The organism is uncultured Fretibacterium sp. (assembly GCF_938030725.1).
GTDB lineage: Bacteria > Synergistota > Synergistia > Synergistales > Aminobacteriaceae > Fretibacterium.
This window is the reverse complement of record NZ_CALHIQ010000043.1, coordinates 1-11,418: the sequence shown is the minus strand read 5'-3', so window position 1 is coordinate 11,418 and position 11,418 is coordinate 1. Positions and strand designations below refer to the sequence as shown.

9 protein-coding genes and 1 tRNA gene are annotated in these 11,418 nt (G+C 64.9%); 5 read left to right on the top strand and 5 right to left on the bottom strand.

Features of this window, described 5'->3' with window-relative positions; genetic code table 11:
• Positions 1-278 precede the first annotated feature (278 nt).
• Positions 279-366 (bottom strand) — tRNA-Ser (locus Q0629_RS02890).
• A 130-nt stretch (positions 367-496) separates the two neighbouring features.
• Here Q0629_RS02890 and Q0629_RS02885 point away from each other — a divergent pair.
• The gene (locus Q0629_RS02885) at positions 497-943 is read left to right on the top strand and encodes an acyl-CoA thioesterase (protein WP_298778705.1); all 447 of its coding nucleotides are present in this window, start codon (positions 497-499) and stop codon (positions 941-943) included.
• Positions 944-1,021: 78 nt separating this feature from the next.
• Here Q0629_RS02885 and Q0629_RS02880 read toward each other — a convergent pair whose 3' ends face one another.
• Both Q0629_RS02880 and Q0629_RS02875 read right to left on the bottom strand, forming a co-directional pair.
• Positions 1,022-2,284, bottom strand: coding sequence for a dicarboxylate/amino acid:cation symporter (locus Q0629_RS02880; protein ID WP_298778703.1), 1,263 nt, complete (start codon positions 2,282-2,284; stop codon positions 1,022-1,024).
• A 120-nt stretch (positions 2,285-2,404) separates the two neighbouring features.
• Positions 2,405-3,712 carry an MFS transporter gene (locus tag Q0629_RS02875; RefSeq protein ID WP_298778701.1) on the bottom strand — a complete coding sequence of 436 codons (1,308 nt, stop codon included), beginning with the start codon at positions 3,710-3,712 and terminating at the stop codon, positions 2,405-2,407.
• A gap of 165 nt (positions 3,713-3,877) precedes the next feature.
• On the opposite strand from Q0629_RS02875, the gene cysS reads away from it, so the two are divergent.
• Positions 3,878-5,299 carry a cysteine--tRNA ligase gene (gene cysS, locus Q0629_RS02870; RefSeq protein WP_298778699.1) on the top strand — a complete coding sequence of 474 codons (1,422 nt, stop codon included), beginning with the start codon at positions 3,878-3,880 and terminating at the stop codon, positions 5,297-5,299.
• Between the two features lie 93 nt (positions 5,300-5,392).
• Here cysS and Q0629_RS02865 read toward each other — a convergent pair whose 3' ends face one another.
• A complete protein-coding gene (locus tag Q0629_RS02865) occupies positions 5,393-5,758 on the bottom strand; it encodes a hypothetical protein (RefSeq protein WP_298778697.1) in 366 nt (121 codons plus the stop codon).
• Between the two features lie 840 nt (positions 5,759-6,598).
• Between Q0629_RS02865 and Q0629_RS02860 the strand changes: the two genes are divergently transcribed.
• From Q0629_RS02860 to ftsH, 3 genes are read left to right on the top strand one after another with little or no spacing between them, the layout of a single operon-like run.
• Positions 6,599-7,879, top strand: coding sequence for an amidohydrolase (locus Q0629_RS02860; RefSeq protein WP_298778695.1), 1,281 nt, complete (start codon positions 6,599-6,601; stop codon positions 7,877-7,879).
• A gap of 23 nt (positions 7,880-7,902) precedes the next feature.
• A complete protein-coding gene (locus Q0629_RS02855) occupies positions 7,903-8,328 on the top strand; it encodes a hypothetical protein (protein WP_298778693.1) in 426 nt (141 codons plus the stop codon).
• Positions 8,329-8,387: 59 nt separating this feature from the next.
• A complete protein-coding gene (ftsH, locus tag Q0629_RS02850; RefSeq protein WP_298778691.1) occupies positions 8,388-10,307 on the top strand; it encodes an ATP-dependent zinc metalloprotease FtsH in 1,920 nt (639 codons plus the stop codon).
• 112 nt (positions 10,308-10,419) lie between these two features.
• On the opposite strand, the gene Q0629_RS02845 is transcribed toward ftsH, so the two are convergent.
• Positions 10,420-11,418, bottom strand: a 999-nt coding sequence (locus Q0629_RS02845; protein ID WP_298778688.1) for a hypothetical protein, incomplete at its 5' end; no start/stop codon positions are given.

Below are 11,418 nucleotides of genomic sequence, written 5' to 3'. Positions count from 1 at the left end.
GCCGTTGGGCATGACCAGGAGATAGAGCCCCCGCCCATCCGGCAGCTTGTAGGACGCCGACCTTGCTTCCGCCTTCCTAACGATAACGTCCGTCAACGGCATGATCTTCACCTCGATACGGGTACAAAATGGATTCTCGGAAAAGTACCCGAATTTGTACCCGTATCTTATCCTAGTTTCATCTAAAACAATAGGGGTTATTGTGGAGTTAAAAAACAAAAAATCCCGCTTAGTGAGCGGGGTTTCTGAGAGAATAGGGAATCATCGGTTTTAATGACTGGCGGAGGACAGAGGATTCGAACCCCTGGAGGCTTGCACCTCAACTGATTTCAAGTCAGCCGCCATCGACCGCTCGGCCAGTCCTCCGCGCCTGCGATTATATCATAATCCGTGGGACTGCGGGCGCCTTCATGCCTTGAATTCACCGGCCGCCGCCCTTAAAATAGGCTTCAAACGACGGACGGGACGGTGCGTCCCGTGCCTTTGGGAGGACAGGATGATGGACGGGAGAGGGGCTTTCGTCTGCCGCACCCGGGTGCGGTACGGCGAAACGGACAAGATGGGCATCGCCTACTACGGGCGCTACATGGATTGGTTTGAGATGGGGCGGACGGAGTTCTGTCGCGCTCAGGGCAGGAGCTTCACGGGGTGGGAGGCCCAAGGGATCCTGCTGCCGGTGGTCGAGGCCCACTGCCGCTACAAGGCCTCGCTGCGCTACGACGACGAGATCGAGATCGAAACGAGCGTCGTGGAGCTGTCGAAGGTCAGCGTGACCTTTCGCTGCCGCGTGTTCCGTGCGGCGGACGGCAAGCTGGCCGCGGAGGGGTACACGCGGCACGCCTTCACCTCGACCGACGGCAGGCTCCTCCGGCACGGCAACGCGCTGGCGGACTGGCTGGAGGCGATGATGGCAGGCGCAAGCGCCCACAGGACGGCGGAGTGACGTTTAGCACAAAAGAGGGACGGGCCGATCGGGCCCGTCCCTTCGTTGATCGTCGTCAGAGCCGGTCGCCTGGAGCCCCTAGCTCTGATCTCGCCCTCCGAGGAGCTCTTCGCCCTCGCTGACCGCCACGACGGCGCAGACGGCCGTGTCACCGACCACGTTCAGGCAGGTGCGCGCCGCGTCCAGGATGGCGTCAATGCCCGCCACGAGGGCGAGGCCCTCGATGGGAAGCCCCACGCTCGTCAGGACCATCGTCAACATGATGAGCCCACCTCCGGGCACGCCCGCCGTGCCGATGGAGCCCAGGGTCGCCGTCACGATGATGCCGATCTGCATCTGAAACGTCAGGGGGACGTTGAAGGCCTGGGCCACGAACAGGGCGCACACACCCTGATAGAGTGCTGTTCCGTCCATGTTGATCGTCGCGCCGAGGGGCAGCACGAAGGAGCTGATGCCCTCCGAAACGCCCAGGTTGGAGCGCACGTTGCTGTAGGTCACGGGCAGGGTGCCGGAGCTGGAGCGCGTGGCGAAGGCCGTGATGGCAGCCTCCTGGATACCCCGGAAGAACCACAGGGGCGAGCGCCGGCAGAGCATGGAGATCATCCCGGAGTACACGATGACCGCGTGGAGGATGCAGCCGAGGTAGACGGCGGCGATGACCTTGGCGAAGGGCGCCAGAATGGCGAGTCCGTACTTCGCCGCCGTGACCGCAATGAGGGCGAAGACGCCGAAGGGGGCCGTTTCCATGATCGCGCGGGTCATGGCGTACATGACCTCTGCCACGCCCTCGAAGAAGTCCGCGATCTTCCGGCCTCGCTCGCCCGCCAGGATGCAGGAAATGCCGAAGAAGAGCGCAAAGACGATGATCTGGAGCATGTTGGCTTTTACCATGGACTCGATCGGGTTGGCGGGGAAGATGCTGAGGATGACGTCCAGGATCGGCACGGCTTCCTTGGCCTCCGCCTTCAGTCCGGTGGGGATGTTCATGCCCGTTCCCGGGTCGATCACGTTGCCTAGCATGAGGCCGATGACGATGGCCACCGCCGTGGTGACGAGGTAAAGCACCAGGGTCTTGACGCCGATGCGCCCCAGCTTCCTGGTGTCCCCGACGGAGGCCGCTCCCGTCACCAACGAGGCGAACACCAGCGGGACGATGATCATCTTCAGCAGGGTCAGGAAGATCTTGCCCACCAGGTCCAGGAAGGGCATGACCCACCCGCTGAGGAAGGGGGACGTGCCCAACAGCGGGCCGATCCCGAAGCCGAAGAGGACGCCCAGAACGAAGCCGATGCTGATCTTTACAAGCAGTGAAACTCTCCTTTTGCCGCCGTTCTCGCTCATTCGTGCTCTCTCCTTTCAAGGGGACCGCCCTCCGCCCCTGGCAGGGAGGCGGGTACGGCGGTCGTCACCCATATCCTCAATATATTGTACAATATTTTTTCGATTCTGCGCGTTCTGTCTTCATCCTTCCATCTGGCCATCGGAGTTGTTCAGGTGCAGGTAGATCATGAAGCCTGCGATGGCCGTCAGAGGGCCCATGAGAATGAAGATCTGGGCGATGCTCCACCCCCAGGAGATGAGCAGGCTCGATCCCACTGCGGACGCCGTCATGAAGATGGAGTCCGAGATGTTGGAGCAGGCGATGACGCGGGCAACGCAGCCCTCCGGGGCGCGGCTCTGGATCACGGCGTATAGGGGGACGATGTAGAGGCCTCCGCAGAAGGCGATGAGGAGGAGACAGAGGGGTATGGGCCAGTTGGCGGGGGTCTTGAGGAACGCGCCGAGCCCCATCAGGCTGGTCCCCGGCGGCATGGGGGGCCTGTCGCTGAACATCCAGAGGAGGACACTGGCCGCCGCGATGCCGAAGGCGGCCGCCGGCACGAAGCGCGCTGTGACGCGTCCCCTCAGGAGGGCGTTGCAGGCCGTGGAGCCGATGCCAATGCCGAGGGAGAAGATGGCCAGGAAGGAGGTGGCCACGTTCTCGTTTGCCCCCAGCACCAGGCGCGCGTAGGTGGGAAACTGCGCCAGAAACGTCGCCCCCACGAGCCAGAACCAGGAGATAGCCAGCATGGGGACGACGACCTCCCGCATGGAGACGATGTTTTGGACCATCTCCCATGTCCTTCGGAAGAAACGAGGGGAGATGCGGCGCGTCGGGTCGATGGGCTGGGTCGGGGGGATGAACCAACTGCTGAGCCACCCTGCGACGGCGATGAACACGGCGGTCCCCCCCACCACGTAGATTCCTCCGCGGCGCAGGATGAGGATGCCCCCCAGGATGGCGCCGCTCAGGATGGCCAGGTAGGTCCCCATCTGGATCAGGCCGTTGCCGGCGATCAGCTCGTCCTGGGCCAGGTGCTGGGGCAGGATGCTGTACTTGGCGGGGCTGAAGAACGCGGACTGCGCCCCCATCAGAAAGAGCACGGCGATCAGGAGCCATATGTCGCCGAGGTAGAACCCGACGGCGGCGCCGGCCATGATGAAGATCTCCGCCAGCTTCACCTGGCGCATGAGGAAGGCGCGGTCGCAGCGGTCCGCGAGGTCGCCCGCCGGGGCGGCGAAGAGGAAGAAGGGGAGGACGAAGGCCCCCGCCGCGACGTTGACCATGACGCGGGGGTCCGAGCCCGACTCGTCCGCCAGGCGGAAGGTGATGAACATCATGAGGGCGCTCTTGAAGAAGTTGTCGTTGAAGGCGCCAAGGAACTGCGTCAGAAAGAGCGGAAGAAAACGGCTCGTCGTCAGCAGGGAAAACTGATTTTTAGCGGACAAGGCTATTCTACCTCCGAATCAAAGTGAAAAACATGTACAATAGACGCGGGGCGAGGATGTGCCCGCCCTGTCCGCACTATTATACTCATTAACGCGCGGTGCGGAGAGGCCGCAGCGCGCTGTCCCGGCGGGGGCGAATCGTCATTTTTCGGAGGTGCTGTTGACTTGAGCCTGATGCTGTACAACGATCTTACGCGCAAAAAGGAGCCGTTCGTCCCGCTGAAGGAGGGAGAGGTTTCCTTCTACAGCTGCGGGCCGACGGTATACGACTACTTTCACATCGGCAACGCCCGGCCCTTCATCGTCTTCGACGTGCTGCGCCGATGGCTGGAGCACCTGGGGTACAAGGTAACCTTCGTTCAGAACTTCACGGACATCGACGACAAGATGATCCATCGGGCGCACCGGGAGGGGACGACGGTCCCGGAGCTGGCGGAGCGCTTCATCGCGGAGTACCAGAAGGACGCGAAGGCGCTGGGCATCCGCCCGCCCACCGTCGCCCCCCGCGCCACGGAAAACGTTCCGGAGATCATCGCCACGATTCAGAGGATCATGGACAACGGCCATGCCTACGTGTCGAACGGCGACGTCTACTTCGACGTCCGAAGCTGGCCGAAGTACGGCACCCTGTGCCAGCAGGGACTGGACGACCTGGAGGCCGGCGCCCGCGTCGAGGTCGGGGAGAAGAAGCGGGACCCGCTGGACTTTGCCCTGTGGAAGGCGGAGAAGCCCGGCGAGCCGGCGTGGGACAGCCCCTGGGGCCGGGGGCGCCCCGGCTGGCACATCGAGTGCAGCGCCATGTCCTCGAAATACCTGGGCCAGACCATCGACATCCATTCGGGCGGCGTGGACCTGGTCTTCCCCCACCACGAGAACGAGATCGCCCAGAGCGAGGCCGCCAACGGAAAGCCCTTCGTGCGCTACTGGCTGCACAACGGCTTCCTGCTCATCGACAGCGAGAAGATGTCCAAGTCGCTCGGCAACTTCCTCACGGCACGGGCAGCGCTGGAGAAGTACCCGCCCCTGGCGCTGCGCTTCTTCATGCTGAGCGCCCACTACCGGAGCCCCATCAACTTCGCCCCCTCCGGGCTGGAACAGGCGGCCAGCGGCGTGGCGAGGCTCCGGAACTGCCGGTCCGACCTGAACTTCGCCGCGAAGAACCGTCAGAGCGACGCGTCGAACCTGGACCCGGCGGCCTTTGAGGCGGAGATGAAACGGCTGGAGGGGAGGTTCGCCGACGCCATGAACGACGACTTCAACACGGCAGCAGCCCTGGGCGTCCTCTTCGACGTCGTGCACCTCATCAACACGACCCTGAAGGACCATGAAACGCTCCCAAGGGCCTTCTTCGAGACGGCAAAGGCGGCCTTGGGAACCTACGACGACGTGCTGGGCGTTATCGGCCCCGACGAGGCGGAGTCGGGAGAGGGCGAGGACCAGGAGGTCGAACGCCTGATCGCGGAGCGGCTTGCGGCCCGCAAGGCGAAGGACTTTGCCCGGTCCGACGAGATCCGCGCCCAACTGAAGGAACGCGGCATCGTCCTGGAGGACACGCCCCAGGGCACGAAGTGGAAACGGGAGCTCTAGGAAAACGCGAAAGGGCGGAGGCCTGCAGGGGTCCCGCCCTTTCGTTATGAACGTTCTATTCTCACAGCGCTGTTGCAGCGCTTCCCTGCAGGGCTAGTCGTCCGCCCTCATCTGCTCCTGCTGCACCTCGAGGAACTCCGCCAGCTCCTCCAGCGTCCAGTCCACGGAGTTCAGGAGCCTGGAGTCCAGCCCCCGGAGCTTGCCCTGCTGAGCACGGCGCTTCCTCTCGCGCAGGTACTTCTTCCACGTCTGCGGCGTGGCGTCCAGCCCTCGTTCGGCGCGCCAGAGCGTGTAGCCCACCTCGAACTGCCAGCCGGGCGGCGGCGCGTTCTTGAGGCGGGCCCGTTTTCTGGCACTGCTTGCCGCGTCCGCCCCCAGCGCCAGCACGGCCCCGATCGCGGCGGCCAGCAAAAGGGCAAGGATCGCCCGCCCCGTTATCCTCTTCATGTTCATGGACATTCCGTTCTCTCCGTTTCCAGACGTTCTGAAAAACTCCTCGGCGTTTATTGTACAATGAAATGCGTAAAAAAGCGCAAAAAAATTTCGCGAGCGAGCGCCCCCTTCGAAGCTGGTTTTGAGGCTAATCCCCGCTGTAGAGCCCGTTTTTGGAGCGCTTTGGGGTGGCACACGAAAAACTGAAGTTACCCTAAAAAATCCTTGGAGTTTTTGGACGCTTGCGATAGAATTAAGAAGCGGGCCTTTGAGTCCGTCTTTGACAACCGCTTTTCAATGACGTGCCGCGGGGCACGCCTCTTCCTTGTGGAGGCGTGCTGCTGGACCTTGTCCTCCTTCCCCGTTCCAGGGCGGCTATACCTGCGTCATCGAAACCTGTATCCTTCCCCCTTATGTGCGCCCCTCCCCCTCGGAGGGGCGCATGTTGACCCGATGGCAAAGCTCCCTCATCGTTGGGGCGTGCCGTTGGCGTTTCGGGGCAAAATCCGTTGAGAAACTTAAAGATGGGGTTGGATTTTGGAGCCGTATGCGATAGAATAAGTGTAAATGTTTCTGTGAGCCGTCGTCCCCATCCGAAGTCCCCTGCGCTCGGCGGAAGGCGCGTCCAGGTTCCCGCGAGACATTTGCGTTACGGCGTCCCCCTGCTTCATCCATACCTGAATCCTTCCCCCTTACACAAGGCCCCTCCTGACGGAGGGGCCTTGTGTTGTCCGACTCCATCCCGACCGGTCCCTGCTGAAGGAGCTCGGTCTAAGCACAAACATCCTGTCCACGGAGTGCCGGTCGTGCTAAAGTATAAAGATGAGCGTTGTGAGCGGACCTGCGGGATCTGGAGGGATGAGAGCGATGGACTTGAAGGAACTGGAGCGAAGGATGATCGAAACGCGGCGGGACCTGCACCGCTTTCCGGAGCCGGCCTGGACGGAGTTTCGCACCTCCGCACTGGTGGCGGCGCGGCTGGAGGAGCTGGGGTACGCCCCCAGGGCGGGGCGTGAGGTCATCGACGAGGACTCCGTGATGGGGCGCCCCTCCGAGGCGGAGATCGACCAGGAGATCGCCCGAGCCGTCGAGCAGGGCGGGGAACGGGGCTGGATCGAGCGGATGGGGCGGTACACGGGCGTGACGGCGGACCTGGACACGGGCCGCCCTGGACCGACGCTGGCCTTTCGCTTCGACATGGACTGCGTGGACGTTGGAGAGGACACGTCGCCCGACCACCGTCCCGCGAAGGAGGGCTTCGCCAGCGTCAACCCCTGCCGGATGCACGCCTGCGGGCACGACGCCCACACGGCCATCGGCCTCGGCGTGGCGGAGCTCCTGGCGGAGATGAAGGGGCGGCTCTGCGGGCGGGTGCGCCTGATCTTCCAGCCCGGCGAGGAGGGGTGCCGTGGCGCCTACGCCATGATGAAGAAGGGCGTCGTGGACGACGTGGACTTCTTCCTGGCCATGCACATCGGAGGCGGGGTGCCGACGGGAACCTTCGGGCTGAACTCGCTGGGTTACCTGGCCACGACGAAGCTCGACGCGCGCTTCACGGGCGTGCCGGCCCACGCCGCAGGGGCTCCCCACATGGGGCGCAATGCGCTCCTGGCTGCCGCTACGGCCGCGCTGGGGCTGCACTCCATCGCGCCGCATCGGGATGGGGCCATGCGCCTGAACGTGGGCGTGCTCCAGGCCGGAACGGGGCGGAACGTCGTCCCCGCCGAGGCGCTGATGAAGGTGGAGACCCGGGGCGAAACGCAGGAGGTGGCCGACTACGTCTACGGGCGTGCCGAGGAGGTCCTGAAGGGGGCGGCGACGATGTACGGCGTGCGGGTGGAGTTGAGCAAGGCGGGCGAGGGGACGACCGCCAGAGGTGACGAGGAACTGATCCGGCGCGTCGGCGCTGCGCTGCGGGCTTCGGGGCTATTCCGCAACGTGTTGGACGTCGTGCGAGCCGGCGGCAGCGAGGACGCCACGTGGTTCATGCGCCGCGTGCAGGAGAGGGGCGGCGAGGCCGTCTACATGGCGCTGGGCGCGGACATCACCGCGCCGCACCACAACGGGCGCTTCGACGTGGACGAGCGGGGTATGCTCCCCGGCGCGCGGGCCATGGCCGCTATCGCGGAGTCGCTGCTGGGCCAGTGAGCCCGCGATCGGGAGTGAACAGGATGGCGCGCTGGGGCCTGTTTCTGGCGGGGCTGTTCGCCGGAGCGACGGGGGCACTCGTCTGCCTGGACCACTTGGGGGTGGGCGTCCTGTGCCTCGCTGCGGCGTCGGTGGCCCTCTGGTTCGCCTTCAGACGGCAGGAGGCGGAGGAGCCGCAGGAACGCGGCGTGGTGAGCGATGCGGACCTCTCGGAGCTGGCGCTGTTCGTGGCGGAGCTCGCCGTCAGCGGCCTGAAGGGGGTGGGGCGCACCATACCGCCCTCGACGAAGGAGATCGAGCAACTGGAGGGGCGATTGAACCTCCTGCTGGACCGCATGGGGGTGTCCGACGCCAGCCGGTCGGACCTGCGGAGCGAGTTCGAGCGGATCAAGGGGCGCACCCGACGTAACGAGGGGGGTATCGCCCTGATCCGCAGCAGGCGGCTGTAGGTTGCGGATTGGCATAGACATAAAAATGGAGAAAACGGCGAAAAATATGGAGGAACCGGATGAATAAGGGGCAGAAGTTCTCCGCGGGTTATTTTCTGGTGGCGCTCGTCCTGGCGTGGCTCTTTGCGGACCTCGTCTATAAGCCCTACATGGAGAGCAGGACGGAGGTGCCGTACAGCACGTTTCTGGCGGACCTCGAGAATGGAGCTATCGACGAGGTCGATCTGGCGGCGGAGCGCATCGTGTACAGGCTGAAGGCCGTCAGCTCCGACCTCAACGACCGGCCCGTCGTGGGCGGGATCATCCTCGACCGCAGCCCCGCCCCGGTCGTTCGGAACGTCGTGCGAGTCCTCGACCCGCTCCTGGTGGAGAAGCTCGCCAGCGCGGACGTCACCTTCGGCGGCGTGGCGCAGCAGGGCGCCATCCTGGACACGGTCCTCGGCGTGCTCCTGCCCTTCCTGCCCCTGCTCCTGCTCTGGTACTTCATCTTCAAGCGGATGAGCGGCGGCAGCGGCAGCGTGCTCTCCTTCGGCCGCAGCAAGGCCCAGGAGCTGCAGGGCGAGATGACGGGGGTCCACTTCAAGGACCTGGGCGGCGTGGGAGAGGCGGAGGTGGAGCTTCGGGAGATCATCGACTTCCTGAAGGAGCCTGAGCGGTACAATCGGTTCGGCGCGAAGCTGCCGAAGGGCGTCCTCCTGGTGGGGCCGCCCGGTACGGGCAAGACGATGCTGGCCAAAGCCACGGCGGGCGAGGCGGGCGTGCCCTTCTTCTTCATCACGGGGTCCAGCTTCGTGGAGATGTTCGTCGGCGTCGGCGCCGCGCGGGTGCGCGACATGTTCGAGCAGGCCAAGAAGAAGGCACCCTGCATCATCTTCATCGACGAGATCGACGCCATCGGGCAGTCCCGCGCGCTCTCCATGACGGGCAACAGCGAACAGGAGAACACCCTGAACCAACTCCTGGCGGAGATGGACGGCTTCACGCCCAACACGGGCGTCGTCATCATGGCGGCGACGAACCGTCCGGAGATTCTGGACCAGGCGCTGCTGCGCCCGGGGCGCTTCGACCGTCAGATCCAGGTGGTGCTGCCGACGGAGGAAGGGCGGCAGGAGATCCTTCAAATTCACACGCGGGAGGTTCCGTTGGACGACAGCGTAAACCTCAAGGCGCTGGCAAAGGTGACTCCCGGCTTTTCGGGCGCGGACCTGGCGAACATCGCCAACGAGGCGGCGCTCATGGCGGTGCGCCGCAAGGCGGAGAAGGTGTCCGCTCAGGACTTCGACCTGGCCATCGAGCGCGTGGTGGCGGGCCTGCAGCGCAGGACCCCCCTGACGCCCGCGGTGCGGCGGCGGGTGGCCTACCACGAGACGGGCCACGCTCTGGCGGCTTGCTTCCTGCCCGGCACGGACCCGGTACATCGCGTCAGCATCATCCCGACGGCCCGGGGCGCCCTGGGTTACACCATGCAGATGCCGACGGAGGACCAGTACATCGTGGGGGAGGCGGAGCTGCAGTCGCGCCTGGCGGTGCTGCTGGGCGGCCGGGCTGCGGAGCTTTTGATCTTCAAGGAGCCCTCCACGGGGGCCTCCAACGACCTGGAGCGCGCCACGGAGACGGCGCGGCGCATGGTGACGGAGTTCGGCATGTCGAGCCGCCTGGGGCCGGTGCGCTACGCCGGACGTGCCATGACCTACCTGCACAATGAGGCCGAGAGCCGCACGGACCTGGGCAGCAGCACCTTTGAAACGATCGACGAGGAGATCCGCCGCCTGGTGAGCGGGGCGCAGGAGAGGGCGGTGGAGCTTCTGAAGGCCCACGAGGCGACGCTGCACGAAGCGGCGCGCGTGCTTCAGGAGAAGGAGGCCATCACGGGCGACGAGATACGGGAGATCATCCGGCGCGTGGAGGGCTCCGCCCCGGACGTGGAGAAGCCCGCGGGGCCAGCCACGGACGTTTCATCTGAGGGCGATAAGGCCTGAGGGGGTTCGCCGTTCGTCAAGGCGCAAACGTCAAGGCGGGAGGAAGGAGCGCTCAGCCCTTCCTCCCGCCTTAATGTAAGGTACAGGAATTTGCGGTGATTTAGAATTGGAATCAGGTGAGGCGGTAGATGGAATGGGCCGCGAAGGGCAGGATATCCCATATCGTCTCCGCCTGCCCTCCCGGGTAGTCCCGCAGCCCTTCGAGGCTGACGCTCCACAGCTCCAGGGGCGCCGCAGGCCCCGGAAGGGCCTCGGCGATCGGGCTCAGCAGCTTCGCGCAGCGCTCTGCGTCCCGCTCCTCCGTAAAGGCAAAGAGGAGCCAGTTGACGCCGTCCTGATCCATCGCGTCCAGGTCCACGTAGCCCGGAAGGTAGAGCCTCCTGAGCATCGTCAGAAACATCTGGAACTCTCCGACCTTTTTCAGGTATTCGGGCAGGCTCTCCGGCGCGGGAGAGGGCATGAAGGCAAAGAGGAAACGGTCGGCGTTGAACAGGCCGCAGGGGTCCGCAGGGAGGGGCGGGAACTTCGCGTAGGCCTGAAAGTCGTAGCGGCTCTTGTACAGCAGGTCGAACTCCGCGTCCCGCAGGCCTGGGGCGTTTGCCGCGAGCCACGCACGGACCTCCTCCGCGCCCGGCATGGGCCGGGTTCGAGCGGCCACCCCCGTCTCCGGGAAGTCCTCGGCCATCTTCCTGAAGACGGGCGCGTCCTGGTAACGCCAGACCGGAGCGGCCTCGTCCATGACGAAGAGGTCCTCTCCCCTGACGTCGGGTAGCGCGAACCGGAACGGGGCGACGTACTCCTTCACCCCCCATCGCTGAAGGTGCCGCTTGTCCAGGAGCAGCATCAGCTCTCCCCATCGGGCGGCCCGCTTCCTGTCCGGGGCCTCCCCTGGCCTGGAGGGCAGGCAGGCCTCGCCCGCGAGCTTCAAAAACGCCTCCCTGCCCGCCGGCGACAGGCTGTAGACGCCCTCTCCGAACTCCAAGAGCCCCTCGCGCGTCAGGTCGTCGGCTGCCGTCCGGTCCAGCTCCGCCAGGGCCAGCATCGCGGGTGTCCAGCAGGGATAGCGTTCGTCAAAAGACAGCAGCAACCCTTCCATTCTTGGTTCCATCAC